Annotated in this window: 27 protein-coding genes and 1 other RNA gene; 10 read left to right on the top strand and 18 right to left on the bottom strand. The window is 45.4% G+C overall.

The features are described 5' to 3' along the window. Window positions 1-57: 57 nt before the first annotated feature. Window positions 58-1,377: a 23S rRNA (uracil(1939)-C(5))-methyltransferase RlmD gene (gene rlmD, locus R7P80_RS25555; RefSeq protein ID WP_136976895.1), complete on the bottom strand. Its 1,320-nt coding sequence runs from the start codon at window positions 1,375-1,377 to the stop codon at window positions 58-60. A gap of 192 nt (window positions 1,378-1,569) precedes the next feature. Between rlmD and barA the strand changes: the two genes are divergently transcribed. Continuing rightward, window positions 1,570-4,368, top strand: coding sequence for a two-component sensor histidine kinase BarA (gene barA / locus R7P80_RS25550; protein WP_213961250.1), 2,799 nt, complete (start codon window positions 1,570-1,572; stop codon window positions 4,366-4,368). Between the two features lie 69 nt (window positions 4,369-4,437). Here barA and acpS read toward each other — a convergent pair whose 3' ends face one another. The 11 genes from acpS to rpoE form a co-directional block, all read right to left on the bottom strand. Next, window positions 4,438-4,818: a holo-ACP synthase gene (acpS, locus tag R7P80_RS25545; protein WP_012841407.1), complete on the bottom strand. Its 381-nt coding sequence runs from the start codon at window positions 4,816-4,818 to the stop codon at window positions 4,438-4,440. Between the two features lie 10 nt (window positions 4,819-4,828). After that, a complete protein-coding gene (gene pdxJ, locus R7P80_RS25540) occupies window positions 4,829-5,563 on the bottom strand; it encodes a pyridoxine 5'-phosphate synthase (RefSeq protein ID WP_005384579.1) in 735 nt (244 codons plus the stop codon). After that, window positions 5,560-6,291 carry a DNA repair protein RecO gene (gene recO / locus R7P80_RS25535; RefSeq protein ID WP_005384578.1) on the bottom strand — a complete coding sequence of 244 codons (732 nt, stop codon included), beginning with the start codon at window positions 6,289-6,291 and terminating at the stop codon, window positions 5,560-5,562. Before recO ends, pdxJ begins: the two co-directional genes overlap by 4 nt. 115 nt (window positions 6,292-6,406) lie before the next feature. Further along, complete coding sequence (gene era / locus R7P80_RS25530) at window positions 6,407-7,369, bottom strand: GTPase Era (protein ID WP_005380931.1); 963 nt, start codon at window positions 7,367-7,369, stop codon at window positions 6,407-6,409. Next, window positions 7,362-8,039: a ribonuclease III gene (rnc, locus tag R7P80_RS25525; protein ID WP_005393907.1), complete on the bottom strand. Its 678-nt coding sequence runs from the start codon at window positions 8,037-8,039 to the stop codon at window positions 7,362-7,364. The genes era and rnc overlap by 8 nt, the downstream gene beginning before the upstream one ends. Window positions 8,040-8,059: 20 nt before the next feature. Further along, window positions 8,060-8,959, bottom strand: coding sequence for a signal peptidase I (lepB, locus tag R7P80_RS25520; RefSeq protein WP_138939848.1), 900 nt, complete (start codon window positions 8,957-8,959; stop codon window positions 8,060-8,062). 104 nt (window positions 8,960-9,063) lie between these two features. After that, complete coding sequence (lepA, locus tag R7P80_RS25515; RefSeq protein WP_005380934.1) at window positions 9,064-10,857, bottom strand: translation elongation factor 4; 1,794 nt, start codon at window positions 10,855-10,857, stop codon at window positions 9,064-9,066. A 158-nt stretch (window positions 10,858-11,015) separates the two neighbouring features. Further along, window positions 11,016-11,486 carry a SoxR reducing system RseC family protein gene (locus tag R7P80_RS25510; protein ID WP_005384575.1) on the bottom strand — a complete coding sequence of 157 codons (471 nt, stop codon included), beginning with the start codon at window positions 11,484-11,486 and terminating at the stop codon, window positions 11,016-11,018. 2 nt (window positions 11,487-11,488) lie between these two features. Next, window positions 11,489-12,448, bottom strand: a complete 960-nt coding sequence (gene rseB / locus R7P80_RS25505) for a sigma-E factor regulatory protein RseB (protein ID WP_005380941.1) — start codon at window positions 12,446-12,448, stop codon at window positions 11,489-11,491. Beyond that, window positions 12,445-13,071 (bottom strand): sigma-E factor negative regulatory protein, encoded by a 627-nt coding sequence (locus R7P80_RS25500; RefSeq protein ID WP_005380944.1) that lies wholly within the window; start codon window positions 13,069-13,071, stop codon window positions 12,445-12,447. The genes rseB and R7P80_RS25500 overlap by 4 nt, the downstream gene beginning before the upstream one ends. Before the next feature lie 26 nt (window positions 13,072-13,097). Further along, on the bottom strand, window positions 13,098-13,676 hold the full coding sequence (rpoE, locus tag R7P80_RS25495; RefSeq protein WP_005380946.1) for an RNA polymerase sigma factor RpoE: 579 nt from the start codon (window positions 13,674-13,676) through the stop codon (window positions 13,098-13,100). Between the two features lie 553 nt (window positions 13,677-14,229). Between rpoE and nadB the strand changes: the two genes are divergently transcribed. Beyond that, window positions 14,230-15,843, top strand: a complete 1,614-nt coding sequence (nadB, locus tag R7P80_RS25490; protein ID WP_005380947.1) for an L-aspartate oxidase — start codon at window positions 14,230-14,232, stop codon at window positions 15,841-15,843. Window positions 15,844-15,865: 22 nt separating this feature from the next. Here the strand turns inward: nadB and R7P80_RS25485 are convergent, their stop codons facing one another. Together R7P80_RS25485 and R7P80_RS25480 are read right to left on the bottom strand one after the other, a co-directional pair. Next, window positions 15,866-16,327, bottom strand: coding sequence for a protein YgfX (locus tag R7P80_RS25485; protein WP_230856650.1), 462 nt, complete (start codon window positions 16,325-16,327; stop codon window positions 15,866-15,868). Beyond that, complete coding sequence (locus R7P80_RS25480; protein WP_005380951.1) at window positions 16,296-16,556, bottom strand: succinate dehydrogenase assembly factor 2; 261 nt, start codon at window positions 16,554-16,556, stop codon at window positions 16,296-16,298. Before R7P80_RS25480 ends, R7P80_RS25485 begins: the two co-directional genes overlap by 32 nt. Before the next feature lie 189 nt (window positions 16,557-16,745). Here R7P80_RS25480 and ygfZ point away from each other — a divergent pair, with 189 nt between their 5' ends. From ygfZ to R7P80_RS25465, 3 genes are all read left to right on the top strand, one after another. Beyond that, window positions 16,746-17,714 (top strand): tRNA-modifying protein YgfZ, encoded by a 969-nt coding sequence (gene ygfZ / locus R7P80_RS25475; RefSeq protein WP_213891983.1) that lies wholly within the window; start codon window positions 16,746-16,748, stop codon window positions 17,712-17,714. Next, the gene (locus R7P80_RS25470; protein ID WP_213874890.1) at window positions 17,707-18,180 is read left to right on the top strand and encodes an aminoacyl-tRNA deacylase; all 474 of its coding nucleotides are present in this window, start codon (window positions 17,707-17,709) and stop codon (window positions 18,178-18,180) included. Before ygfZ ends, R7P80_RS25470 begins: the two co-directional genes overlap by 8 nt. A gap of 638 nt (window positions 18,181-18,818) precedes the next feature. After that, a complete protein-coding gene (locus R7P80_RS25465) occupies window positions 18,819-19,025 on the top strand; it encodes a DUF1107 domain-containing protein (RefSeq protein WP_005380970.1) in 207 nt (68 codons plus the stop codon). A gap of 65 nt (window positions 19,026-19,090) precedes the next feature. Here the strand turns inward: R7P80_RS25465 and R7P80_RS25460 are convergent, their stop codons facing one another. Genes R7P80_RS25460 through R7P80_RS25450 form a run of 3 tightly spaced genes read right to left on the bottom strand, consistent with a single transcriptional unit; the run spans window position 19,091 to window position 22,111 of the window. Further along, window positions 19,091-20,299, bottom strand: coding sequence for an FAD-dependent 2-octaprenylphenol hydroxylase (locus R7P80_RS25460; protein WP_017633554.1), 1,209 nt, complete (start codon window positions 20,297-20,299; stop codon window positions 19,091-19,093). Window positions 20,300-20,330: 31 nt separating this feature from the next. After that, complete coding sequence (gene ubiH / locus R7P80_RS25455; RefSeq protein WP_017633555.1) at window positions 20,331-21,509, bottom strand: 2-octaprenyl-6-methoxyphenyl hydroxylase; 1,179 nt, start codon at window positions 21,507-21,509, stop codon at window positions 20,331-20,333. A gap of 23 nt (window positions 21,510-21,532) precedes the next feature. Beyond that, window positions 21,533-22,111 (bottom strand): YecA family protein, encoded by a 579-nt coding sequence (locus R7P80_RS25450; RefSeq protein WP_005380976.1) that lies wholly within the window; start codon window positions 22,109-22,111, stop codon window positions 21,533-21,535. Between the two features lie 249 nt (window positions 22,112-22,360). Between R7P80_RS25450 and R7P80_RS25445 the strand changes: the two genes are divergently transcribed. From R7P80_RS25445 to serA, 5 genes are all read left to right on the top strand, one after another. Continuing rightward, window positions 22,361-22,669 carry a cell division protein ZapA gene (locus tag R7P80_RS25445; RefSeq protein ID WP_005384553.1) on the top strand — a complete coding sequence of 103 codons (309 nt, stop codon included), beginning with the start codon at window positions 22,361-22,363 and terminating at the stop codon, window positions 22,667-22,669. Window positions 22,670-22,677: 8 nt separating this feature from the next. Continuing rightward, a non-coding RNA gene (ssrS, locus tag R7P80_RS25440) (6S RNA) lies at window positions 22,678-22,862 on the top strand. A gap of 5 nt (window positions 22,863-22,867) precedes the next feature. Continuing rightward, window positions 22,868-23,467 (top strand): 5-formyltetrahydrofolate cyclo-ligase, encoded by a 600-nt coding sequence (locus R7P80_RS25435; RefSeq protein WP_225474079.1) that lies wholly within the window; start codon window positions 22,868-22,870, stop codon window positions 23,465-23,467. 53 nt (window positions 23,468-23,520) lie between these two features. Next, the gene (gene rpiA / locus R7P80_RS25430) at window positions 23,521-24,177 is read left to right on the top strand and encodes a ribose-5-phosphate isomerase RpiA (protein WP_005380982.1); all 657 of its coding nucleotides are present in this window, start codon (window positions 23,521-23,523) and stop codon (window positions 24,175-24,177) included. A gap of 274 nt (window positions 24,178-24,451) precedes the next feature. Continuing rightward, window positions 24,452-25,684, top strand: coding sequence for a phosphoglycerate dehydrogenase (gene serA / locus R7P80_RS25425; protein ID WP_017821632.1), 1,233 nt, complete (start codon window positions 24,452-24,454; stop codon window positions 25,682-25,684). 71 nt (window positions 25,685-25,755) lie between these two features. On the opposite strand, the gene R7P80_RS25420 is transcribed toward serA, so the two are convergent. Continuing rightward, window positions 25,756-26,448, bottom strand: coding sequence for an oxidative stress defense protein (locus R7P80_RS25420; RefSeq protein WP_005384550.1), 693 nt, complete (start codon window positions 26,446-26,448; stop codon window positions 25,756-25,758). Between the last annotated feature and the right edge of the window lie 130 nt (window positions 26,449-26,578).

Here is a 26,578-nt window from a genome sequence, read left to right as displayed (position 1 = left end):
CGCGTACACGCTGGCTTTATGACCACCCACCACAAATAAGGGGTCAAAGTCCTAAAGTTAGGACTTTTCAAACAATGCCATCGATTCTAGATGACTGGTATGAGGGAACATATCCAGCATACCTAATTTCGTTAATTTATAGCCTTGCTCTATCAAGCTTTGACTATCCCTAGCAAGGGTAGCAGGATTACAAGAAACATAAACTACACGCTGTGCGCCAAGCTCAGAAACTTGATCGATGATCCCACTCGCTCCCGCGCGTGCCGGGTCTAATAATACTTTATCAAACCGCTCTGCGGCCCAGGCTTGGCCTTCAAAATCTTGCTCAAGGTTAGCGTGATAAAATTGCGCGTTATTGATTTGGTTCAAAGATGCATTGTTTGTGGCTTTTTCTACCATCTCTGCAACACCCTCTACTCCAACCACGTACTTAGCTAATTTCGCAACTGGTAAACTAAAGTTGCCTAAACCACAGAACAAATCTAACACTCGGTCACTCTTTTGTGGGTCTAACCACTCAACCGCTTGTTTGACCATTTGTTGGTTTACACCTTGGTTTACTTGAATAAAGTTATTTGGTGCAAAAGGGATTTTCACTCCAACTTCTTGATAAAAAGGCATATCGCCTTCGATAAGGTCTAATTGTTCTGTCGATGGCATTAAGTACAACGATGCGCCATGACGTTTTGCCAACTCCGTTAGAGATTGAGTTTCACTCGTTGTCAGAGCGCTCAAGTGGCGCAGCGTAATACACGGCCCATTATCACCAAGTACCAGCTCTACATGACCCAATTGTTCAGGCTTTTTGAACGCTTTTAGCGCTGAGTAAATCTCTGGCAGCAAAACATTCAGTTCCGGTGCCAGCACTGGGCAATCGGTCACTTGCGCAATTTGCTTACTCTGCTTTTTACGGAAACCAAAATGTAGCTGACGTGTTTTTTTATCAACAAACAAGCTCACTCTCGCACGGCGACGGTAGGCCTGCGAATATCCCAATAACGGGGCATCTAGTTCAATGTCACTGCCTGAAAATTTTCGCATTAGCTGACGCAACGTTTGCTGTTTGTACGTCAATTGTTGGCCATAATCTAGATGCTGCAAATCACAGCCACCGCACTCATGATAATGTGGGCAAAATGGCTCCACACGAGCTTCACTCGGCTTAAGGATTTTAATCAACTTACCGCGAGCGTATTTGCTCTTTTCTTCCACCAATTGAGTGACCACCTCCTCACCCGGCAGTGCTCCATCAATAAACAATGGCTTCTTTTTGAGGTAAGCAATGCCTGCGCCGTGGTGATCTAAACGCTCTACTTGCACTGCTTGGTGCCGAGTATTGAGTTGGGTTTTCTTTTTCGGTTGAAAGATGCGTGCCATGCTCTATGCCTGATTTATGTGTAATTGCTCTTCGGCTTCACTATTCTTGATTGCAGCCGTTGTGTGATTCGAGTGACTTGATTATGCTTACCGTTTATTCGGTGACGTCACTTCTTTGCTCAAGGCTTTATCGTGCGCTTGAGAAATAATGCGTTATTTTCCCATATCCAGACTCCGATGTAATTAGATAACATGACCAGATATGGCTTACGAGCACGTGTAATTACACTAACTCTCGCTCCCACTCTCATTATTGGTTTATTACTGAGCGGCTTTTTCTCATTTAACCGCTACCAAGACCTTGAGAAACAAGTTATCACCACTGGTAACAGCATTATTGAGCCGCTGGCGATTGCCAGTGAAACTCATCTACTATCAGAAAGCCGAGAGGCGGTACGTCGCTTGATAAGCTACGCGCACCGCAAAAACTCCAAACTGGTTCGTAGTATCGCGGTATTTGATGAACATCATGAGCTCTTTGTAACCTCTAACTTTCATCCTAATTTTGAAGCCTTGATGTTTCCCAAAGATAAACCGATCCCGCAACTGGGTAATTCGGAAATCTACGAAAACTCACTGATATTGCGTGTCCCCATTTTGTCAGAAGGTCACTACTTAGCGGAGTTGTCGAACGAAAGCCAAGGCACAAAAGCGATTGGTTACATCGCCGTCGAGTTAGATCTCTCCTCCTTGAGGCTGCAACAGTATCAAGAAGTCTTCTCTGCGTTTTTAGTTCTGGTTCTCGGTCTTGGCTTAGCAAGTGTGTTTGCTTCACGTCTAATGCACGATGTGACCCAACCTATCACCCACATGAAGAATGTCGTTGACCGCATTCGCCGTGGTCATCTGGATGTGCGTATCGAAGGCAAAATGCACGGTGAGTTAGACCAGCTAAAAAATGGCATCAACGCCATGGCGGTATCGTTATCAGAATATCACGTAGAGATGCAGCACAGTATAGACCAAGCCACGTCCGACTTACGTGAAACGCTTGAGCAGCTAGAAATTCAGAACGTTGAGCTGGATATCGCGAAGAAACGCGCGCAAGAAGCGGCCAGGGTTAAGTCAGAGTTCTTGGCGAACATGTCGCACGAGCTGCGTACTCCGCTCAATGGGGTGATTGGCTTTACTCGTCAAATGCTTAAAACGCAGCTTTCTAACAGCCAAACGGATTACCTACAGACGATTGAGAAATCGGCGAACAACTTGCTGAATATCATCAATGACATTCTCGACTTCTCGAAACTTGAAGCGGGTAAGCTGGCGCTGGAAAACATTCCTTTTGATTTCCGAGAAAGTTTAGAAGAGGTAATTAACCTACAAGCCACAAGTGCACATGAGAAAGGGTTAGAAATCACCCTAAAAGTGGACCCTAAAATTCCACCAGGTTTAGTTGGGGATCCACTACGTATCCAGCAAATTTTGACGAACTTAGTAGGTAACTCAATCAAGTTTACCGAGCGAGGCAACATTGATGTTAGCGTAGAAATGCGCTCTCAATCAGGAGACTCCGTCGAACTGCAATTCATGGTGCGTGATACCGGCATTGGTATCTCTGAGCGTCAGCAAGCGCAGTTGTTCCAAGCCTTTAGCCAAGCAGATGCAAGTATTTCACGTCGTTACGGCGGTACTGGCCTTGGTCTGGTCATCACTCAGAAACTGGTGAGCCAGATGGGCGGCGAAATCAGTTTAACCAGCCGTCTACACCAAGGTTCAACCTTCTGGTTTACGGTGCGCTTGCACTCAACCGAGATGCCAATGAGCGAACTGATTGAAGTGGAACTTCTGACTGGGAAGCAGTTACTGCTGATTGAACCAAACATGCAAGCCGCATCCGTAACCCAACAGATTCTAAGTCAGGAGGGTATTTTAGTAACCTACCGCTCTTCGCTACCAAACAACGAAGAACAATATGATTATGTATTGTTGAATTTAGCGGCCAACCAGACTCACGATGCGGAAGTTATTACACCTTGGATAGAACAAGCGAAACGTATGGCTCCGAGTGTTCTCCTAGGGACACCGAGTACCGAATTGGCGCTTGCGGACCAAATAATGACAGAGCATCACGTCCAGTGCCTGACGAAGCCATTGTCTCGCCGTAAGTTGCTACAAAGCCTGATTAGCGAACATGTAGAATCGCCACCGGTATTAAGCGCTCCAATTACGCCAAGCGAAGGGGACCGTTTACCTCTCACTGTACTAGCAGTGGATGACAACCCTGCAAACTTGAAGCTGATCTCTGCACTGCTCCGCGAACGAGTAGAAACCGTCACCGCCTGTAGCAATGGCCAGCAAGCGGTGAACCTGGCGACAGAGAAAAAGTACGATTTAATCTTCATGGATATTCAAATGCCACAAATGGATGGGGTGACCGCTTGTAAGTACATTAAAGAGTTGGAGCTAAATAAAGACACGCCAGTGATTGCGGTAACGGCGCATGCCATGGCAGGGGAACGAGACCGCTTGCTCTCGGCAGGAATGGATGACTACTTGACCAAACCTATTGAAGAGCATGTGCTACAACAGGTTTTGGTTCACTGGAACCCAAATGCTTGTACAGAGAGCATTGGCAAAGTCGCCCCTTCATACGTTGATGAACCTGAAGGAAGCGCACCACAATCCGTTTCTTCGCCTCAGCAGGATGTGATTATTGATTGGCAAGCAGCCTTGAAACAGAGCGCGAATAAAGAGGATCTCGCCAAAGATATGCTGCGCATGTTGATTGAGTTCATCCCTGAAGTAGAAGCAGTCGTTGACCAAGCTCTGGAGCAAGAAGATATCTCTCGTGACGACCTAATTCATGTCATCCATAAACTGCACGGCAGTAGTTCATATTGTGGCGTTCCAAGGCTGAAATCACTCTGTGCGACGCTTGAGCAAGCACTGCGCTCAGGGGTCAGTCTTGAGGAGGTTGAGCCTGAAATGTTCGAGCTGCAAGATGAAATGATTAAAGTCACAACGACTGCAAAATTATACCTTGAACAGTAATCTGCTCGAGAGACAAGAAAGCCAGAGCATCTGCTCTGGCTTTTTAGTATTTTGTTTAAGACTTACAAGCTAGGATTCAAAAATGACCGTCGCCACAGCGTAATGACGCTCATCGGAAATGGACAGGTGAATGTGGTTAACGCCCATCGCATCCGCTATTTGCTTTGCTGTGCCCGTCAATGCGAGCACTGGTTTTCCAAGCGCATCGTTCGAGATGGAAAAATCGTGAAACGTGACCCCTTTTGCTATCCCTGTTCCCAATGCTTTTGAGGCCGCTTCTTTGACTGCAAAGCGCTTAGCAAGATAACGACCTTGCAGCTTAAGCTGTGAGAATTTGGCCATTTCTTCTTCTGAAAGAATCCGCTGAGCAAAAGGTTCACCACTACGAGCTAACGCTTTTTCAATACGCTCAATTTCTGCAATGTCGGTCCCTAACCCTATAATCGCCATCTAGATAGCCCTATGACTGGCGAGCCTCAATCATCAGTGCTTTCATGTCAGCAACCGCTTTATTTAAACCATCAAATACTGCGCGACCAATGATTGAGTGACCAATGTTGAGTTCGTAAATTTCTGGTAATGCAGCAATTGGTGCGACATTGTGATAAGTCAGGCCATGCCCGGCATTAACAATAATACCTAGGTCATGTGCATAACTCGCACCAGCAGCAATCTTCTTCAGTTCAGCTTGTTGTTCGTCTTCTGTCGTCGCATCTGCATAATGGCCAGTATGTAGCTCAATAAACGGAGCACCACACTTTTTCGCAGCTTCAATCTGTTGACGGTCAGCATCAATAAAGAGCGAAACTTTAATGCCGGCATCTGTCAGCTTTTTCGTCGCAGCTTTAATTTTTTCAAGCTGTCCTACTACATCTAAGCCACCTTCCGTCGTCAGTTCTTCACGCTTTTCAGGCACTAGACACACAAACTCTGGTTTAGTTTGCAGCGCAATCTCAACCATTTCGTCCGTCACTGCCATCTCTAGATTCATACGCGTTTGAATGGTTTCACGCAGAATACGTACATCACGATCCAAAATATGGCGACGGTCTTCACGTAAGTGGATAGTGATACCGTCCGCGCCTGCACGCTCTGCAATTTCAGCAGCGTGAACAGGATCTGGGTATTTTGTACCACGTGCATTACGTAGAGTGGCAATATGGTCGATATTGACGCCTAAATAAATTGAGCTCATTTTCCGTTACTCCGTGCTCTGGGGGTCTGAATGAAAAATTCACGACTTTTTAAAGGTTTGCCGCCAAGATACGGCTTTAAGGCTATACGTGTAAAGCGTTTTGCCGCTTTTAGCTGCTCTTTAGTGACGAACCGCCGCTCACTGATAGCAATCAGTTCATTCCCTAAAAACGTGAGGTTATCGCGCCTAACCGAAGCAATAAACCCTTTCTGTTCCCGGTAACGATAGGTCATTTCTGGGTCGACGGGCTCGCCGGTACCTGCACAATGCAAAAAATCCACGCCATACCCCATAGCAGACAGCAAGGCTAACTCAAAACGACGCAGTGCAGGCTCAGGGTTCTCGTTGTGCGCCAACTCGGTTAACGCATGCAAATAATCATGAAATAGTGCTGGCATCGGCACTTCAGCCATCAAAATACGGCCAATCAGTTCATTGACGTACATGGCTGAGTAGAGATTAATGCCCGTTAACGGCAAACCTAGACTTATCGGCTCGGCTTGACGCAAAGTTTTCATTGAGCCTTTCCCCGACCATTTAAGTAATAGCGGGGTAAAAGGTTGCAATGCGCCTTTTAAGTTCGAACGCTTACTGCGCGCGCCTTTGGCCATTAAAGTCATTCGGCCATATTCCTCACTAAATACATCAAGGATTAAGCTCGATTCACTGTAAGGGCGTCGGTGCAATACAAAACAGCGCTGTAAACCTTCGGAAGACAGATTACTCATCTAAGTCATTGTGCCTAAAAAGTGTGAAATAAAAAATAAGGAGCCGAGCGGCTCCTTATTTTAATCGATACTGATTTTTCATCGATGTTGGAGCGAAGCACCTTCGCAGCCAAGATTATAAATCGTCTATATAACCCAACGATCGCAACGCTCGTTCGTCGTCTGCCCAGCCAGATTTCACTTTTACCCAGGTTTCTAGGTAAACCTTACGACCGAACAATTCTTCCATATCTAAACGCGCTTCGCGACCAATGGTCTTAATCTTCTCGCCGCCTTTGCCAATCACCATTTTCTTCTGGCCATTACGCTCAACAAGAATCAAGGCATTGATGTGGAAACCGTCGGTTTCTGGGTTGTAATCAAAACGTTCAATCTCAACCGTTACTGAGTATGGCAGCTCTTCACCAGTAAAGCGCATCAGCTTTTCACGCACAATCTCAGACGCCATAAAACGCTGAGAACGGTCAGTCACGTATTCTTCTGGGAAGTGATGCGTTGCTTTAGGTAAGTGATTACGCACGTGCTTACGCAGTACGTCAATGTTCTTACCTTGCTTGGCAGAGATTGGCACAACATCCACGAAGTCCATCTTCTTCGACATCTCCGCCATGTGTAGCATCACGTCGTTACGATCTTGTACGTTGTCGACTTTGTTTACACAAAGCACAACTGGGAAGTTCGATTTTTGAAGTTTGGTCAGCACCATCTCATCGTCTTTAGTCCAATGCGTACCATCGACTAAGAAGAACACAAGGTTTACATCACTCAATGACGAGTTAGCTGCACGGTTCATCAAACGGTTGATCGCACGCTTTTCTTCAATGTGAAGTCCAGGCGTGTCGACGTAAATCGCTTGGTAATCGCCGTCCGTATCCACACCCATAATACGGTGGCGTGTCGTTTGCGGCTTACGAGAGGTGATCGAAATCTTCTGACCCAAAATCTTGTTCAAAAGTGTCGACTTACCTACGTTTGGACGACCAACAATAGCAATAAAGCCACAGTGTTGGTTTTCTGGCGAGCTTGGCTCACCTTGTGATGCGAAAAACGCATCGATATCGAATTCGTTATCAGCCATTTGTTAATTGCTCAAGTGCTGTTTCAGCAGCCGCTTGTTCTGCCTTGCGGCGGCTGGTGCCTTTACCGATTACAGGCTTATCCACACCTGCTACTTCACACTCAACCGTAAACTCTTGGTTGTGCGCTTCACCTTTAATATTAGTCACTGTGTACACAGGCAGCGGTTTTCTTCTGCCTTGTAGGAACTCTTGTAGGCGAGTTTTCGGATCTTTTTGTGAGACGCCAGGTTTAATGGCTTCAAGGCGTGAGTTGTACCAACTCAGTACAATGCCTCGCACAACTTCAAGATCGCTGTCTAGGTAAATTGCGCCAATAATGGCTTCAACCGCATCGGCTAAAATAGAGTCTCGGCGGAAACCGCCACTCTTCAATTCACCTGGACCTAATTTTAAATAATCTCCTAGATCGAATTCACGACCCAGTTCCGCCAATGTATGTCCACGAACCAAAGTAGCACGCATACGGCTCATGTCACCCTCGTTCACTTTCGGGAAACGATGGTACAGATCATCAGCGATGACAAAACTTAAAATTGAATCGCCCAGAAACTCAAGACGTTCATTATGCTTACTGTTGGCGCTGCGGTGAGTCAGCGCCAAGTTGATAAGCCCGGCATCTTGAAACTGGTAGCCGAGCTTTCTCTCTAGTTTATCAATTGGAGAATTCATACTCTCTCGATATAAAATGGTTAGTGAATACCACCGATGCGGTTAAAACGCACACCAGTTGGAATCCATGAAGGTAGAACGCTATCTGCGCCACGATCAAACTCGAAGCTGATCCAAATGGCGACAGCTTTGCCGACTAAGTTTGCTTCAGGAACGAAGCCCCAGTAACGGCTGTCAGCACTGTTGTCACGGTTATCACCCATCACAAAGTACTGACCTTGTGGTACAACCCACTCTGTCGTGCCGCTGCGTGGGAAATATTGCTCCACGCGGTTACGCACAAGAGGGTTAACCAAAATATTGTGCTCAACGTTACCCAATTTCTCATCCAGTTGGATCATTGGAATACCGTTCGAGCTAAACTGACTTTCTTCAACGTTGCTCAGTTTAACTGGCTTACACGCCGATTCGCCTTGGCTTTGCACGCAAAGCTGCTTATCACCTGAATAACGCACGATATCACCAGGTAAACCAACTACACGCTTAATGTAGTCCACACTTGGTTGTGGTGGGTATTTGAATACCACGATATCACCACGCTCAGGCTTACCAGTTTCCACTAGCTGAGTACGCCATACTGGGTCTTTTAGACCGTACGCGTACTTCTCAACTAAAATGAAATCGCCAACCAGCAAGGTAGGCATCATTGAGCCTGATGGGATTTGAAATGGTTCGTAGATAAAAGAACGTAATACTAAAACGAACGCGATCACAGGAAAAATAGAGACGCTATTTTCAACCCACCAAGGCTGACGCTCAACTTTTTGCAAGGTCACTGCATCCAAACCATTAGACGTCTGAGCTTGAATCTCAGCCAGTTTTTCCTGACGCTTTTTCGCGAAAACCAGCTTTTCCAATAGCCAAACCACGCCAGTTACCAAAGTCGCAATAACCAACATCAGTGAGAATGTATTCGCCATTAAATTCCCTTATCTAAAAATACGAAAGTGAAAGAGCCGAAACCCTTTCACTTATTTTAATATCTAACGTCTTAAGACCGACAAGTGTGAGACAAAGTTCAACTTTAGTCTTTACCTACGTGAAGGATGGCTAGGAACGCTTCTTGAGGCAGCTCAACGTTACCGATCTGCTTCATGCGTTTCTTACCTTCTTTCTGTTTCTTCAGAAGTTTCTTCTTACGACTTACGTCACCGCCGTAACATTTCGCAATAACGTTCTTACGCAACTGTTTTACCGTTGAACGAGCGATAATGTGGTTACCAATTGCCGCTTGGATTGCGATATCAAACATTTGGCGAGGGATGAATTCTTTCATCTTCTCTACCAACTGACGACCGCGAGTCTGAGACTGATCTTTGTGTGTGATCATCGCCAATGCATCAACAGTGTCACCGTTAAGAAGAACGTCTACACGTACCATGTTCGAAGCTTCAAAACGCTGGAAGTTGTAATCCAAAGATGCGTAACCGCGTGATGTTGATTTCAGACGGTCGAAGAAATCCAGTACCACTTCGGCCATTGGAATATCGTAAGTCACAGCGACTTGGTTACCGTGGTAAACCATATCAACTTGACTGCCTCGCTTTTCAACACACAGGGTGATTACGTTACCTAGGTACTCTGAAGGCACAAGGATATTACAACGCGCAATCGGTTCACGAATTTCTTCAATGTCATTGATCGCTGGTAGTTTTGCTGGGCTATCAACATACAGCAGATCGCCATCCGTCTTCTCAACTTCGTAAACTACCGTTGGTGCTGTGGTGATAAGATCCAAGTCGTATTCACGCTCTAGACGCTCTTGGATGATTTCCATGTGCAACATGCCAAGGAAACCACAACGGAAACCAAAGCCAAGTGCCGCAGAGTTTTCTGGCTCGTAGAATAGCGATGCGTCGTTAAGGCTTAGTTTGCCTAGTGCGTCACGGAAGTTCTCGTAATCGTCAGAAGATACTGGGAACAGACCTGCGTAAACCTGAGGTTTAACTTTCTTAAAGCCTGGTAGCGGTTTATCACAACCATTCTTCGCTAGAGTCAGCGTATCACCAACAGGGGCACCAAGAATGTCTTTGATACCACAAACAACCCAACCTACTTCACCAGTACGAAGGGTATCGGTATCCACTTGTTTTGGCGTAAAGATACCAAGGCGGTCCACACCCCAAACTTGGCCCGTACTCATCACTTTGATCTTATCGTTCTTCTTCAGTTCGCCGTTTTTAATACGCACTAGAGAAACAACGCCAAGGTAGTTATCAAACCATGAGTCAATGATCAGCGCTTGTAGTGGCGCATCTGGATCACCTTCCGGTGCTGGAATCGCTGACACAATGTTCTCTAGAACGTCGTCAACACCGATGCCTGTCTTCGCAGAACAGCGAGTTGCTTCCATTGCATCGATACCAACGATTTCTTCAATTTCTTCCGCTACACGCTCAGGATCAGCTGCAGGTAGGTCAATCTTGTTTAAGATTGGCACAACCTCTAGATCCATTTCGATCGCGGTGTAACAGTTAGCCAGTGTTTGAGCCTCAACACCTTGACCCGCATCCACAACCAATAGCGCACCTTCACAAGCCGCTAGAGAACGTGATACTTCATATGCAAAGTCAACGTGCCCCGGAGTATCGATGAAGTTCAGCTGATACGTCTCACCGTCTTTAGCGGTGTAGTTTAGCGTCACACTCTGAGATTTGATGGTGATGCCACGCTCACGTTCAAGATCCATAGAATCCAGAACCTGTGCGGCCATTTCACGATCGGTTAACCCGCCACAAACTTGGATTAGACGGTCTGATAGGGTCGACTTACCATGGTCGATGTGGGCGATAATCGAAAAGTTACGAATGTGCTTCATAGATTTAGGGTGACTAACTCTTTACAAATAGGGACAGTAAGAAACGCCATCTACTGACGGCATTTCAATCAAGTTGGCAGATTCTACCGAATTTCGTTAACGGGCGCACGTAATTTAAAGTACATACCCAAATAACCTTTAGTGGAGGGGGACAGCACTTACTGGATTGGCTCTCCAAGTACCCGAACGAGGGTAACTTGGCGCTTGGATTCATCTTCTAACGGACGAGAAACACGTTTTGCGATCCACATTCCACCAGCGGCAAACAATACCGATGCCAATATGATGATGCCTTCCCCGCCGGCTGTCAGCGGCGCTAATAGGAAGTGACCAAACATCGCACCGATAATCAAACCAAACAATGGCAGTAAATAAACCGCCATTGCTGATTTTATTAGGCTCGACTCAGGAAAACCAATCTCGACGACTTGACCTATTTTCACCGATTTATCCGTGCGCAGGTGCCAAGATAAACTCTTGTTACCAATGGCTTTAGTAACAACGCCCGTTCCACAGCTTTTCTGTGAAGAGCAACTACTGCAACTGGTCTGCTGTTCGCAACTTAAATCAATTTCGTATTGCTTGCCGCGACGATGCACGTCTGTCACGGTAGCCAACGCGGTCATCATTGTTATTTACTCTTTGTTACATTAAATGTGACTGATTGGGCGATACGCTGTGCTGTGGTCGGTGGAATGTCTCCTACAACAGAGATTTCATGTTGACCGCTCACAAAACTGTGTAGCGTTCTTCTGCCTTGGCGAACCAACTGCCCTTTTAACGAATGCTCATCCTTGTTTGCTACGTAAACAGAGAAGCTAAACAGACCATCAGAATACAGCTGGCTCTCCACCATTTGGTTAGTAACGGCCATACGATAGCGGTTGAGCTCGTTCGGCTCGAAACCCTCAGGGATCCAACCAACCTGCCAATTACTGGTCCCAATATCGCCTTTTGGCATGGTGAGAACAGCAGGTAATTGAACATCTTGCAGGCCACTCATTAACTCTGCGATTTTTGGGTTTACCGTGTAAGAAATAGTGCGATATTGTTCAAGCATTTCACCATCGCGGTCCACAAGGTCGGCACGCAACGGCAATTTACTCTTTTCATCGATCCATAGTACGTATGAATAGCGCAGACCGTCTTTAGGAACAATACGCAGCACTTGTGTTGCCACACCAGCTTCACGAGCTCTACCCACTTTTACATAGTCGTAATACAAGTTTAGCTCATCGATATTGGTGTTGAGCATAGGCATAGTCGGAGCGACCATTTTACCTGACTCAATGGTGAACGGCTCTAAACCCGTTTCGATATAACTTACTTCAGTTCCGCGACGAATCACTTCACGCACAGGGCCACTTAAGTAGACAAGATGAGCATATTGATCGTCACCATGCGTGGCATGACGATACAGCAACGGCTCAATGCTGTTCTTTTTGATAAGGATATAAGAGAGTTCGTAACTTAAATTCTTACTCGCCTCGCTCATTTGATGCAATAAAGCCTCCGCTGGCTTGTCACCAGCAAAGGCTTGAGAAGACATCATACTGAACAGAGCGCAAGCGCTGATCAGAAATTTTTTCATTCAATATCCGGATTCAGATTTGCATCTTGTTGAGATGCATCACTGTTAATTCGTAACTGCAATTCGTAGTCTCGCAGCATAGCATGAACACGCTTGCGCTGCTCTTGCATATTTGCCTCGCCTACAGAACGTTCTACAGACTCACGAGTCAAACTCACTGGTTCTGCGCTGCCAGCAAACGGAACCGTCTGCAATACAGGTAATTGATCTGTTTGCGGCGACATTGAATCGCTACCACCGTACTGCTGTACACCTAAAATAACAACAAGCGATACACATGCAGCAACAGCAACTTGACCAAACTGCGTCAACCAACCTGGCAACTGACGTTTTGCTTTTTGCGGTTCTGGTTGCGACTCTTTTGGCGTATCCGCAATTGAGATAACATTTGCACTGTGCGAATCAAACGCACGGTGTGCAGGTTCATCTTCTAACGCTAACGCCACGCTTTCAGCAATATTCCACTCAGGTTTTGCTGGCGCTTCGCCTCGCATCACATCACCAATCAGGTGATAGTTCTGCCAAGCATCACGGCTCTCTTGGTCTTGCTCTAACTCTTGAATTAAAGCCTTATCGACCAATTCTCCATCCATGAGAGCTGAAAGTTTTTCTTTGTCAGCCATTATTTTCACCATAGTTATTACTTGTACTAGCGTTGCAAAAGAGGTCTGATTTTCTTTTCCACCGCCTCACGAGCACGGAAGATACGCGATCGTACCGTTCCTACCGGGCAATCCATCACTTCTGCAATTTCTTCATAACTCAAGCCATCGAGCTCTCGTAATGTCATTGCGGTTTTTAAATCTTCAGGTAAAGCTTCGATTGCACTGAACACCACCCGTTGCAATTCTTTGGACAACGTTAAGTTCTCAGGGTTCGATATTTCTTTAAGTGCACTACCTGTTTCGTAAAATTCAGCATCTTCAGCATCGACATCTGTCGCTGGAGGTCTACGCCCTTGAGCAACAATGTGATTTTTCGCAGTATTCACTGCAATGCGATACAGCCACGTATAAAACGCACTTTCCCCACGAAAGCTAGGGATAGCTCGGTAAGCTTTAATAAACGCTTCTTGTGCTACATCTGGTACATCGCCAGGATTACTAACGTATCTGGAAATAAGATTACATACCTTATTCTGGTACTTTGTTACCAACAGGTTGAATGCTTGCTTATCGCCATTCTGAACTCGCTCAATCAATACTTGATCGGTCAGCTGCTCGTTCATTCGAGCGGATACTCCTATTTGTTATGCCCCTACTCTTCTCAGATATGGGTACTAATTATGCAAAACGTAGTATTGACACCACTGCTTACTTGAGCACTATTGTGACCCTAACGTGAATGAGAAAGTTCCATGGTTTCTCAAGTTTTTTGTCATTGTTTTTCACAATGTGATGTCTGTACCCAAATGACCACCGCTGCCTGACTTTAGTCTAAGTTTGACAAGCGAGCATCTTGGAGGGAAATGGGTATAATGAATGATCTCTGTCCCAGATTGTGCTGGGTCGGGCATGGAAAAGCAATGGCATTGACAAACTATTACTTTTCATTTGCATGGCTAATGGCTATCTGAACACCGCGTTACAAATTATAACTTAGGAAGCATGCTCATGCTCTGCATGAAAAAGAAGAGTGGCTCAGTCACCGCCGTAACACGGACGTCGATAGGTCTCCCAACTTAGCCCTTAGCGACAGATGTCGCGATAATGGAATGCACATGGTGTGCAAATAATACACAAGGTAACTTTGTTACCTTAGCTTGGGATTATAAAAGTTATATGAACACAAATCGTGAACATGAGTGTGATGTATTAGTGGTAGGGAGTGGCGCGGCAGGTTTGTCGTTGGCTTTGCGCGTTGCTAACCACTGTAAGGTGATGGTGCTGAGTAAAGGACCACGCAGCGAAGGGGCAACCTACTATGCTCAAGGCGGTATCGCTGCCGTATTTGATGAGTCAGACACCATTGATTCACACGTTGAAGACACGCAAATCGCCGGGGATGGTATTTGCGATGAGGAGACCGTAAGGTTCATTGCTGAGCATTCAAAAGAGTGTGTACAGTGGTTGATTGACGGTGGTGTCCCATTTGATCGTGAAGAAGATGACTCTGACGATGAACCTCGCTACCACTTAACTCGTGAAGGTGGTCATAGCCGTCGTCGTATTCTTCACGCGGCAGATGCGACAGGTATGGCGATGCAAACCTCCCTGCAAGATAACGCTCATAACCATCCAAACATTCATGTTCTCGAACGTCACAATGCTCTGGACTTAATCACCGAAGACAAAATTGGCGGTGATAAAAACAAAGTTATCGGTGCTTATATTTGGAACCGCAACGAAGAGCATGTCGAAACCGTGCGAGCCAAATTTGTGGTTCTCGCTACAGGTGGTGCTTCAAAGGTTTATCAATACACCTCTAACCCAGATGTGTCGTCTGGTGATGGTATTGCGATTGCTTGGCGTGCAGGGTGTCGTGTGGCGAATATGGAATTTAACCAGTTCCACCCTACGTGTTTATATCACCCAGAAGCACGTAACTTCTTGCTGACTGAAGCGTTGCGTGGCGAAGGTGCTTACCTGCGTCGTCCAGATGGCTCTCGCTTTATGCCGGATTTCGATGAACGTAAAGAGCTTGCTCCGCGTGACGTCGTGGCTCGTGCTATCGACTTCGAAATGAAGCGTTTAGGTGCCGACTGTATGTATCTCGACATCAGCCATAAGCCTGCTGACTTTATTACGAAACACTTCCCAACCATTTATTCACGTTTGATGGACTTGGGCATTGACATGACTAAAGAGCCAATCCCAATCGTACCTGCTGCACACTACACTTGTGGCGGTGTCATGGTGGATAGAAATGGCTGCACCGATCTGAAAAATTTGTATGCGATTGGTGAAGTTAGCTACACCGGGCTGCATGGTGCTAACCGCATGGCATCAAACTCACTTCTCGAATGCGTGGTTTATGCTTGGTCTGCGGCAAAAGATATTCTAAAACATCACACTAACGTTGAGCTACCTTCACAGGTGCCATGTTGGGATGAAAGCAAAGTAACCAATAGTGATGAAGAAGTGATCATTCAGCACAACTGGCACGAGCTTCGTCTGTTTATGTGGGACTACATGGGCATTGTGCGAACTGACAAGCGTTTAGAGCGCGCCTTACGCCGTATCCAACTGTTGCAACAAGAAACACACGAGTACTACAGCAATTTCCGAGTGTCGAACAACTTATTAGAACTGCGTAACCTTTTACAAGTAGCAGAGTTGATGGTTCGTTGTGCGATGCAGCGTAAAGAGAGTCGAGGTTTGCACTACACGCTTGACTATCCGAACCAACTGGAAAACAGCGGCCCAACGATTTTGGTTCCAGCTAAACAGCTTTAACTTTACCAAGTAAACTATTACATCAGCAGGGAGCATTAGCTCCCTGTTTCATTTCCCATTGGCGTAATACCAAAGATAGTTGACGATACTGCTCATCGTCACAGCTATCACGCCAAATCGTAACAACACGGCCAGATTGCAATTGGAATGTTATCTTGAATGGTGATGCCGATGTATCGACTCGCTGTAAATGACCCTTTTCGGACTCAATATCTTCCGAGCATTCGCCACACTCAAGGGCATCAAACCTAACCGAGCCATCGCAGTGCACATACCAATGCCCATGACTTGTAGGTTGAACAAGGCCTTGGCTTGAGAGAGCCTTAACAATCAGTAATAACAAATAAGTCGATAATACGAGCGGAATGCTAGAGAGGATAACAGCCCAAGTCATCAATAAGAAAAGTACAACATTGAAGACTCGGGCAGTCAGAGAGGGAGAAGCAGTAAAATTAACGAACTTTGCTGAGGTTATGGGCGACAATTTTATCAACCATTGCTGCATGACCTAAATTTTCGCTACGGCCATGCCCCATTACCCAAGTAAACAGATCAGGATCATCGCATTCAAGTAAAGAAACAAAGTCACGCTGCTCTTGTTCACTCAGAGTATCAAAGCACTCTTCAAAAAACGGCATAATTACTACGTCAAGCTCAAGCATGCCTCGACGACAAGCCCATTTAATACGCGCTTTTTCTTCCGGAGTGTACATTCACTATTCCTTCATAGATGTCTTGTTGTTAGTGCGGAGTGTAACAAGGGATGTGCTACGTCACTAGTGTGCGGGTCACAATACGATAGTGAAAGCAGACAAATGTTGATTCGTAAATCGCTCCCCTAGTATCTCAAGGTTATTTGGGTATAACATAGCGGAAAAATATCTTCAAAAGGCATTGTAATTATGGAATGGCAAACTCGTTTTTCAGCATTACCTCTCTCAACTCAAGACGCACTTCCAGAGTTATCTATCTCACTGCTGGATAACTTCGGCATGATCACCATGATCGGTGATGATAAAAAATCATACTTACAAGGTCAGGTTACCTGCGATGTTGTTTCTTTAGAACAAGACCAATCAACACTGGGCGCACATTGTGATGCGAAAGGCAAAGTGTGGAGCGTGTTCCGGCTTTTCCATCATCATGATGGCTACGGCATGATCCAACCAAAATCGGCGATTGACGTAGAACTTAGTGAAATAAAGAAATACGCCATTTTCTCTAAAGTAACGATTGAAGCTTCTGATGACGTTATCTTAGGTGTTGCTGGCGTCAAAGCCGACGAATTCATTTCAACAATGAGCAAGACAACTGGCAGCGTTCGCCCAGTTGACGGTGGCACAGCCGTGCAAGTTGCACAAGAGCGCTGGTTACTGATATTAAGTGCGCCAGAAGCACAGCAAATCGTTGAAACTACCGACGCTGTCTTTACGACAAATGAGCTTTGGAATCGTTTCGATATTGAGGCAGGTTTACCATTTGTCTCTGCATCCGCGCAGAATGCTCACATTCCACAAGCACTTAACGTGCAAGCTTTAGGAGGCATAAGCTTCACAAAGGGCTGCTACACGGGACAAGAAACGGTAGCACGAGCGAAGTATCGCGGTACCAATAAACGTGCGATGTATATCGTAAAAGGTGCAACTTCTGCTCCATTCAGTGACGAACCAATTGAGCTCGAACGCAGCGTAGGTGAAAACTGGCGTTCAGTAGGTGCTTTATTAAATCACTACCAGTTCAGTGACAATCACGCGATTGGCCTGATCGTACTGCCTAATAATCTCGATGAAGACACTCGTCTTCGTTTAGTTGCGCAACCAGAATGTGAATGGACAATCGAATCACTGCCTTACAGTCTTGATGATGAGTAATACAATCAATACTCCTTTGATGCAATTTCTCACAGACCAACACGTTCCGTTTCGTCTGTTACCGCATCAAAGACCAGCAACCACCATTGAGGATGTCGCGCACCAACGCGGCATTCGCCCTTCTCAAATGGTGAAAGCAATCTTGCTACGAGACATGGGTAATCAATATGCACTCGCCTGTGCACCAGGTGATCGTAGCGTTGATCCCAAAAAAGTGCGCTCGTTACTGAAATGTCGCCGGATGACTTGTGTTGATCAAGCCGATGTTGAGTCCATCACTGGTTACAAAGTTGGTACTGTCACTCCTCTGTTACTCAAACGTCATATGCCAATCGTGTTCGACCCCAGCTTACTAGAAGAACAGGAAGTCACGATCAGCAGTGGCGATCGAATGGCTGGGCTGGCGCTTTCTATTCAAGATCTTATCCAATTGTGCCAGCCGACCGTAGCTGAGATCTGTCGTTAATCGTCTAAAAACAATGTAATGACACGTAGTGTTTCTATCACTGCGTGATCTCGCTCATATCTACAAAAATAGACATGAGAATTTTTAATCACATATAAAACATAAATAGTCACAAAGATAAAACTCGTATATGCTGAATTTGTTGGTTAAGTTTCAAACAAGCACTTAACCAATATAAAGTGAGTCAGCTAGCTGAGTGACAGCATTCATGCAGTTAGTTATCCACTTTTGTGTAATGCATCTGTGACTATTCGCCCGCTGAAGCGGGCTTTTTTTTACGTGGAACTTTTTCTCTTTCATTTCCTCTAATCGTTAGAACGTAAAGTGTGTTACGCGAAGCACGACCTTAATAGAAACAACTAGCAAACAACCGTTTTCGTTCTATTCTTAATTCTGTAACAAAACTATTGCTTAATGCGTCACGTAAAAAGGAGTGTATTGGGTAAGGGTTCCTTTAGAGAGGTTATTTTTGGGGTAATCCTCACGCTATTTAAGAGATGACACTGTCAAATTGTCTAAGACAACACAATTCTCTGACGCAACACCCTACATCTGTATTTAATACTATTGCTGTCACAATAATTTTCGCGTCCAGAACGTAGAATACCTAGGCTAGGTTAGATAAAAGGAAAGTAAATATGAGACTGTTTAAGCGCTATACACCAAGTATGATTGCTAAACATATAAGTCGTCTTTTTAAAGGAAGAATTTATATTTACGGGGTCGGTAGATTCGAGTTTGATAACGGTAAGTTAATACTGCCGGAGAAAGCAGAGCAACGCCATTTCCGAGCGGTCAAAGAGATCAATCAAGAAATAATGAAACTCCGATGCGCATATGCTTAGCAAAATGTTGATAAAACAAAGGCTGGATTAACCAGCCTTTTGTGTATTTGAAGTTCGCTTTGCACTTACTGACGCGCCAGATCCGGCAAGTGTCCCTTTAAACCAAGCGCGCGCTTCATGATCTCATCTTTCGCTCCCGGCAGTTGCCCCGCTAAACTCAAGCCAATGCCACGAACAAGCTTCTTAGCAGGGTTCTCGCCAGAGAACAAATCTCGAAACCCTTGCATAGTAGCGATCATCTTTGCCGCTTCCGCTTTTCGCCAACGCTCGTAGCTTCTTAGGTTGCGTTTACTACCGATATCTTGTCCCTGCTTCCAAAGTGCTAACACCTCTTGAGCAAGACTGGCCGCATCTAATAAACCCAAATTCACACCCTGCCCCGCTAATGGGTGAATGGTATGGGCCGCATCACCAACCAGCGCGACTCGCTCGACGACAAAATCTCGCGCATAGCGCATTTTCAAAGGAAACGCAGCACGCTCTCCCACTACTTCACATAGACCAAGTCGAGCATCAAACTCACTCGTCAACGCTTTATTGAAATCATGTTCACTCATCGCCACTAACTGCTCTGCTCGATTTGGCTCCGTGGACCAAACAATAGAGCACATATTTGGTTGCGACATTGGCAAAAATGCCAACGGTCCGTGAGGAGTAAATATCTGGCGCGCAATGCTGTTGTGTGGCATAGCAGTTTTGACATTCGCGACCAAAGCATGATGACCATAGTCCCAATGCGTTAATGGAATATCCATTTGATGGCGAAGCCACGAATTCGCCCCATCGGCTCCGACCACTAATTTAGCGGTCATGGCTTGGCCATTATCGAGCGTCAGCCAGCTTTCTTGCTCACCGACCGCGAGAGTCGCGCAACGTGCAGGCATAAACATAGTGACGTTATCGAGCTTTTGGACTTGTTCAAGCAGCGCAAGTTGAATCACACGATTCTCAACAATGTGCCCTAAATCAGGTTGTGCCATACTTTGTGCATTAAATTCAATACTGGCAAAGCTATCTTGTTCCCATACTTCCATGCCATGGTAAGGTGAAGCTCGGCGCTGTTCTATGCCCTGCCAAGCACCAAGTTTACGCAAAATCGTCTCACTAGAGCGGCTCAGCGCAGACACACGAACATCGGGCAATTCTTTCAACGAATCATCTGGCACTTTACCTTCAATAACGGCGACACGCAGATCACTGTCTTTGAACGCGGCAGCAAGTGCCAACCCAACCATCCCTCCGCCGATGATGGCGATATCTACACTTTGCATCATTGCTTTTTATTACCTAATTCAGTGCGGCCGTTCATCGTTTTACCAAGCCAAGTGTATGGCGTAGTAGCGGCTGCTTAAAAATAGAAAGGTTATCCATCGCTGCTAAGGCAGTATTTCGGCCAATTCGCATCGCGGGTAAATCATTTGAAAAAACATGCACCAAGGCACTGGTTAGCCAAATAGTTTCGCTTCGATCTGCTTCTCTACGTTGACTAAAGCGCATCAGGCCTTGATAAAGACCCACATCCTCACTTTGGTGCACAATTTCTTCTGCTAGTGAGACTACATCGCGAATACCGAGATTAAAGCCTTGTCCAGCTATCGGGTGCAGCGTTTGCGCCGCATTTCCAACAATCGCAAAGCGATGTGAAATATTTTGCTTTCGATGGCGAAGAAGCAATGGGTAACTTGCACGACGCCCCACTTTTTTCATCGCGCCTAAACGCCAACCAAAATCGTTCTGTAAATGCTGGAGAAATGCTTGATCAGATAACTCAAGAACGGCTTGGGCTTCTTCAGGGTGCAAACACCAAACTAAGGACATTCGATTGTCACTCATTGGCAATAAAGCAACAGGGCCATTTTCAGTAAAACGTTCAAAGGCTCTACCTTGATGAGGTTCTTGAGTCACAATATTGGCAATGACAGCCACTTGTTCAAAATCTTGCTCAGAAAGTTCTAGACCAATTTTCTGACAACAGGTCGAAACAGCACCATCTGCAGCCACCAGCAGTTTTGCTTCAAGTTGCTCACCACTTTTCAACGTCACATGGGTACAGTTTTGCTCGCGCTCGATATCGGTAACGGAGTCAGGACAAAACAGCGTAATTGATTCGCTGCTGTCTAATAATTCTTGATATACACGCCCAACATCGGCTAATTCTACAACATACCCTAGAGCTTCAACCCCAACCTCTTGCTTGGTAATCTCCGTCATCCCAGCATGAGAACGGTCAGAAACGTGGATATGTTCAATGGGTGTGACAAACGGTTCTACTGACGTCCAGAGCTGTAGTTGACGCAACAGATTGACAGTACCGTAAGACAATGCGATTGAGCGAGAGTCAAAACCAGGGTGCATATCTGATTGTGCTTTAAAAGGCTCAACGACGGCAATGCGGAGCTTTCCCTGAGACAAATGGTCAATCGCCAATGCTAACGTTGCACCAGCCATGGCACCACCAGCAATGACTACATCATATTGCTTCATACTAACCTCTGGACGGTCTACGATTAGTGAATAGTAGGTTTTTTGTCGCTGCTTTCAGGACGAACACCAAATTCAGCATGAATCGTTAGTACGCAAGCTTTGATGTGCTCAATCACTTGCTCTAGCAATTGCGCTTGTTCACCAAGATCGTCATCTTCATCGATGCCTAATTTGGCAATCTCTTCTAGGTCAGCCAGTGCTTCTTTAGCGTCATCAGATGCTTTATTAAGCGCAACGCCTGCTAGACCTAACCCAGAAATAAAGTGGTTTACAAAGTCGGACACACTGTCAGCTAATGCGAATAAGCCTTCTTCGCCCGGCTCATCTGGCAATAGTAAAGACAGCTCCATTGACGTGCCAGTAAGCTCATTAACAGTAACGTTGAATATGCTCTGAGCAAAAGTGAGTGCTGTCGAGGGCCACCCCATCCCATCATTGGTGTAGTCAAAAAGAATCGGCTGCCAAGTTTGATCATTGATCGCCAATCCACCACTTAACATGCCAACAAATAAGCCATGTAACTCCGCCGGTGTCACTGCTAGGCTTGCCGATTGCAGTTCAGCAGCAATAGATTGGTATTCAGGAAGGGTGATTTCACTCATAACTTGGCTCATTCTTACGTAATAATGTATTGGTATATCCTACCATCAAGGTTAGTGGTCTGAAACGGCTATCAAATTCAATTTTGGACAGCATTTGTTCAATTTGCCCAATTCCTGTGTGATCTCGTCATCATTTCTCTTTCTGTGATGGGAAATGCTTGAATCTTAATAGCGGTTTTCCTATAGTTTGCTCCTCGGTAGTTGTATGAAGCAACACCTTAGATAGCGCGAATATAGAGTTTATTCATCATGAGCAATCAAGCGATCGACGTTGAAATATTAGGCAAACTTACACGAGTGAATTGTCCGACAGGACAAGAAGAGTCTCTTGTTGCAGCGGCAAAAGATCTGGATCGCCGATTGAAAGAAATGAGCGAACGTACTAAGGTAACCAATGAAATCCAACTGCTGACCTTTGCTGCATTGAATATTTGCTATGAGTTGCACACCAAGTCATACGAATCCAATGGTCAACAGCAAGAAATTACTGAGCGAATGGAAAAGCTCACCGCGTCTTTAGAGAACGCACTAAGCAAAGTTACGCAAGGACAGCAGTAAATACAAAATTTACCCTGGGGTGTGCGTCAGCAGGATTTAAGTCCCTGAGCCGATAAGCAATACCTAAGGGTTAGTATTTGGTAACTATTGAGCAAGCTCGGCATGCACCGAGAAGCCTACGGTTGTCATTGCTGATCCGCCTTGAACCAGCTGGTTCAAGGGCCACAATCCTCAACGGCACCCTGGGGTATTCTCTCTATGTCAGACCTCTCTCGACAAGACTTCCGCAAACTGATTCGTGAAAAGCGCAACGCTCTGTGCAGTGATACGCAATACCAAGCGGGAATCGACCTGATTACTCAATTTTCCCAACTTCCTGAAATCGATCAGGCGCAACATATTGCCATCTACCTTTCTGCAGACGGTGAGCTTGATACTAAACCGCTCATTAAATGGTTATGGCAACAGGGAAAATCGGTTTATCTGCCCGTCATCCATCCCTTTTCTAAAGGTCAGTTACTGTTTCTTCAGTATATAAGTGATGAACAGCTCGTCTACAACAAGTACGGCATCTTAGAGCCCAAGCTCGATATCAGACACCTCAAACCCGTTCGCCAGCTTGATTTAATCTGCACACCTTTAGTTGGGTTCGACAGTATCGGACACCGCTTAGGCATGGGCGGGGGGTACTACGATCGTACTCTGTCACGTTGGTTTGTAACTGGAGAGGGTGCTAAACCTGTCGGTATCGCTCATGACTGCCAACATGTAGAACGCTTACCAATTGAAAGCTGGGACATTCCATTACCTAAGATCGTGACCCCAAGCCAAATATGGCAATGGGAAAGTGACAAGTAAGCCGCTATAATCACGCCCGCAAACGTTAACGAACATCTATTCAGGAGATTGGCATGACTCAAGATGAAATGAAAAAAGCGGCTGGTTGGGCAGCACTAAAATATGTTGAGAAAGGCAGCATTGTCGGTGTTGGTACTGGCTCTACCGTGAATCACTTCATCGATGCACTAGGCACTATCAAAGATGATATTAAAGGTGCAGTGTCTAGCTCTGTCGCTTCAACTGAGCGCCTTAAAGAGCTTGGTATTGAAGTATACGAGTGCAACGATGTAATGAAGCTGGATGTGTATGTTGATGGCGCAGATGAGATCAACCCAGCACGTGAAATGATCAAAGGCGGCGGCGCGGCTCTGACTCGTGAGAAAATTGTCGCAGCAATCTCTGATAAGTTCGTATGTATCGTTGACGGCACTAAAGCAGTTGACGTACTTGGCCAGTTCCCATTGCCTGTTGAAGTAATCCCAATGGCACGCTCTTACGTGGCTCGTGAATTGGTAAAACTAGGTGGTGATCCAGCTTACCGTGAAGGCGTTGTGACTGACAACGGCAACGTGATTCTGGATGTGCACAATATGCAAATTACCAACCCGAAAGAAATGGAAGACAAAATAAACGGCATCGCTGGTGTCGTGACTGTGGGTCTTTTCGCTCATCGTGGTGCAGACGTAGTGATCACTGGCACACCAGAAGGTGCAAAAATTGAAGAATAAATAACAGCCCAAAATGAACCTATCTGGTTCACTTTTCTGTTATTTCATTACATACGGTGCTGCAAGGCACCGTTTTTTATTCCTTTCTATAATAAAATTATCTCTTATTCCGTAATTTTCTTACCCAAAGCAATTTTTTTTTGTTACTTTATTGAACAGAAGACGCACAGGGAAACGTTTGTCTTCCTACAAAACTGTTAATTATCCCCTTTTTAATAGTTTTGCCCAATGTGCGCCACATTAGCCCACCTTTCCATTTTAAGGACGAGAAAAAATGGCCAAAGTTTCACTGGAAAAAGAAAAGATTAAGATCCTCTTGTTAGAGGGACTCCACCCTTCTTCAGTTGAAGTTCTTCAAGCAGCTGGTTATACCAACATTGAATACCATAAAGGTTCCCTTCCGGAAGAAGAACTAATTGAAGCAGTAAAAGACGTGCACTTCATTGGTATCCGCTCCCGTACGAACCTATCCGAAGAGGTAATCAATGCGGCGAACAAGCTGGTTGCAATTGGCTGTTTTTGTATTGGTACTAACCAAGTAAACCTAGATGCAGCAGCAAAACGCGGTATTCCTGTCTTTAATGCACCATTCTCTAACACTCGAAGCGTGGCAGAGCTTGTACTTGGGCAAATCCTTTTACTAGTGCGTGGTATTCCTGAAAAGAATGCACTTGCACATCGCGGTATTTGGAAGAAAAGTGCAGACAACTCTTACGAAGCTCGTGGTAAGTGCCTTGGCATTATCGGATACGGTCACATTGGTACGCAGCTTGGTATTATTGCCGAAAACTTAGGTATGCGCGTTTACTACTACGATATTGAGAACAAACTGTCCCTTGGTAATGCGACGCAAGTACATACCATGAGTGAACTATTGAACAAATGTGATGTGATTTCTTTGCACGTTCCCGAAACACCGGAAACGAAAAACATGATGGGTGAAGCTGAATTTGCTCGAATGAAACCAGGTTCCATCTTTATCAACGCGGCACGTGGCACCGTTGTGGATATTCCTGCACTTTGCCATAGCTTAGAAGCTGGTCACCTTGCCGGCGCTGCAATTGATGTATTCCCAACTGAACCAAAAACAAATGCTGACCCGTTCGAGTCTCCTTTACAAAAATTCGATAACGTCATTCTCACTCCACACGTTGGTGGTTCAACGCAAGAAGCACAAGAGAATATCGGCTTAGAAGTGGCGGGCAAACTGGCTAAGTACTCTGATAACGGCTCGACACTTTCAAGCGTAAACTTCCCTGAAGTGTCATTGCCAGAACACAGTGGTGAGTGCTCTCGTCTGCTTCATATCCATAAGAACCGTCCTGGTATTCTAACTCAGATCAACACCATCTTTGCTGAAGAAGGCATTAACATTGCCGCGCAGTACCTACAAACAGCCGCTGAAATAGGCTACGTAGTGATCGACGTTGAAACTGAACGAGCAGAAGAAGCTCTAACAAAGCTCAAAAACATTGAAGGCACAATCCGTGCTCGTATCCTGCATTAAACTGTGAAATAGAAATGACAAAGGCAGGGGTTGTAACTCCCTGCCTTTTGCTTTTTACTGTTTGCTAAGCCTTACTTTAGCTTATAAATGACATCGACTTGATCGCGAATGATCATGGTTGAATCTTGGTAGCTATTCGCTCCTTCTTTACTATCCATCGCCATTGAACGCATTAACACAGGCTGAACGTGCATCTGTCTGTAATTGATCTGCCATACATCGCCCAACTTTTTCTCAAAACCAGTCGCTAATGACCCTGCTTTTTCTCTTGCGTCCTTAATCGCAGCCATTCGTGCCTTTTGCTGATACTCGGCTTGGTTGCTTACCTTAAGTTGAATATTATCAACCTGATTAATTCCCGCTTCTAACGCCATATCTAGGTATTGGTTAAGGTTTTTCAGATCCGTCACCGTGACATCAATACTGCGAGATGCTCGATACCCAACAAGTTCTGCTTTTCCTGATTTAGGGTAATGGTACTGAGGAGCAAGGTATAAATTCGAGCTAGTAATATTGTCTTTTGACAAGCCGGCATCCGATAAGCTTTTTAGAAACTCTTCAACGGTTTTATCTACGGACAATTTCGCTTGTTCGGCCGTCATTGTCGTATCGACTACTTTTACAGAAAACGTAGCCATATCAGGTGTGGCCGTCACTTCGCCATACCCCGTTGTCGTAACATGAGCAAACTCTGGCGTATTCGCCAAAACTGAAGCACTGGTAAGGCTGAGTGCTGAAGCCAGCAAAAATGAATACAATTTCATTCAATAAATCCATCCATACAAAATTAAGTACTTAATCTCAGATTCCAACATCACTATCATGGCTGAGAAAGCGTGTGGTTTCATAATAGAAACTTCCGCCGATTATCCAAGCACCCATAGTGACTTCTAA

This window comes from Vibrio sp. 2092, from assembly GCF_033339635.1.
GTDB lineage: Bacteria > Pseudomonadota > Gammaproteobacteria > Enterobacterales > Vibrionaceae > Vibrio > Vibrio alginolyticus.
The sequence above is the reverse complement of the archived record's forward strand: the minus strand, read 5'-3'. Positions and strand labels throughout refer to the sequence as shown.

Excerpts from the sequence above, each read along its gene's own strand:
- rlmD (WP_136976895.1), bottom strand. The coding sequence starts at position 1,377 with ATGGCACGCATCTTTCAACCGAAAAAGAAAACCCAACTCAATACTCGG.
- barA (WP_213961250.1), top strand. The coding sequence starts at position 1,570 with ATGACCAGATATGGCTTACGAGCACGTGTAATTACACTAACTCTCGCT.
- acpS (WP_012841407.1), bottom strand. The coding sequence starts at position 4,818 with ATGGCGATTATAGGGTTAGGGACCGACATTGCAGAAATTGAGCGTATT.
- pdxJ (WP_005384579.1), bottom strand. The coding sequence starts at position 5,563 with ATGAGCTCAATTTATTTAGGCGTCAATATCGACCATATTGCCACTCTA.
- recO (WP_005384578.1), bottom strand. The coding sequence starts at position 6,291 with ATGAGTAATCTGTCTTCCGAAGGTTTACAGCGCTGTTTTGTATTGCAC.
- era (WP_005380931.1), bottom strand. The coding sequence starts at position 7,369 with ATGGCTGATAACGAATTCGATATCGATGCGTTTTTCGCATCACAAGGT.
- rnc (WP_005393907.1), bottom strand. The coding sequence starts at position 8,039 with ATGAATTCTCCAATTGATAAACTAGAGAGAAAGCTCGGCTACCAGTTT.
- lepB (WP_138939848.1), bottom strand. The coding sequence starts at position 8,959 with ATGGCGAATACATTCTCACTGATGTTGGTTATTGCGACTTTGGTAACT.
- lepA (WP_005380934.1), bottom strand. The coding sequence starts at position 10,857 with ATGAAGCACATTCGTAACTTTTCGATTATCGCCCACATCGACCATGGT.
- R7P80_RS25510 (WP_005384575.1), bottom strand. The coding sequence starts at position 11,486 with ATGATGACCGCGTTGGCTACCGTGACAGACGTGCATCGTCGCGGCAAG.
- rseB (WP_005380941.1), bottom strand. The coding sequence starts at position 12,448 with ATGAAAAAATTTCTGATCAGCGCTTGCGCTCTGTTCAGTATGATGTCT.
- R7P80_RS25500 (WP_005380944.1), bottom strand. The coding sequence starts at position 13,071 with ATGGCTGACAAAGAAAAACTTTCAGCTCTCATGGATGGAGAATTGGTC.
- rpoE (WP_005380946.1), bottom strand. The coding sequence starts at position 13,676 with ATGAACGAGCAGCTGACCGATCAAGTATTGATTGAGCGAGTTCAGAAT.
- nadB (WP_005380947.1), top strand. The coding sequence starts at position 14,230 with ATGAACACAAATCGTGAACATGAGTGTGATGTATTAGTGGTAGGGAGT.
- R7P80_RS25480 (WP_005380951.1), bottom strand. The coding sequence starts at position 16,556 with ATGTACACTCCGGAAGAAAAAGCGCGTATTAAATGGGCTTGTCGTCGA.
- ygfZ (WP_213891983.1), top strand. The coding sequence starts at position 16,746 with ATGGAATGGCAAACTCGTTTTTCAGCATTACCTCTCTCAACTCAAGAC.
- R7P80_RS25470 (WP_213874890.1), top strand. The coding sequence starts at position 17,707 with ATGAGTAATACAATCAATACTCCTTTGATGCAATTTCTCACAGACCAA.
- R7P80_RS25465 (WP_005380970.1), top strand. The coding sequence starts at position 18,819 with ATGAGACTGTTTAAGCGCTATACACCAAGTATGATTGCTAAACATATA.
- R7P80_RS25460 (WP_017633554.1), bottom strand. The coding sequence starts at position 20,299 with ATGATGCAAAGTGTAGATATCGCCATCATCGGCGGAGGGATGGTTGGG.
- ubiH (WP_017633555.1), bottom strand. The coding sequence starts at position 21,509 with ATGAAGCAATATGATGTAGTCATTGCTGGTGGTGCCATGGCTGGTGCA.
- R7P80_RS25450 (WP_005380976.1), bottom strand. The coding sequence starts at position 22,111 with ATGAGTGAAATCACCCTTCCTGAATACCAATCTATTGCTGCTGAACTG.
- R7P80_RS25445 (WP_005384553.1), top strand. The coding sequence starts at position 22,361 with ATGAGCAATCAAGCGATCGACGTTGAAATATTAGGCAAACTTACACGA.
- R7P80_RS25435 (WP_225474079.1), top strand. The coding sequence starts at position 22,868 with ATGTCAGACCTCTCTCGACAAGACTTCCGCAAACTGATTCGTGAAAAG.
- rpiA (WP_005380982.1), top strand. The coding sequence starts at position 23,521 with ATGACTCAAGATGAAATGAAAAAAGCGGCTGGTTGGGCAGCACTAAAA.
- serA (WP_017821632.1), top strand. The coding sequence starts at position 24,452 with ATGGCCAAAGTTTCACTGGAAAAAGAAAAGATTAAGATCCTCTTGTTA.
- R7P80_RS25420 (WP_005384550.1), bottom strand. The coding sequence starts at position 26,448 with ATGAAATTGTATTCATTTTTGCTGGCTTCAGCACTCAGCCTTACCAGT.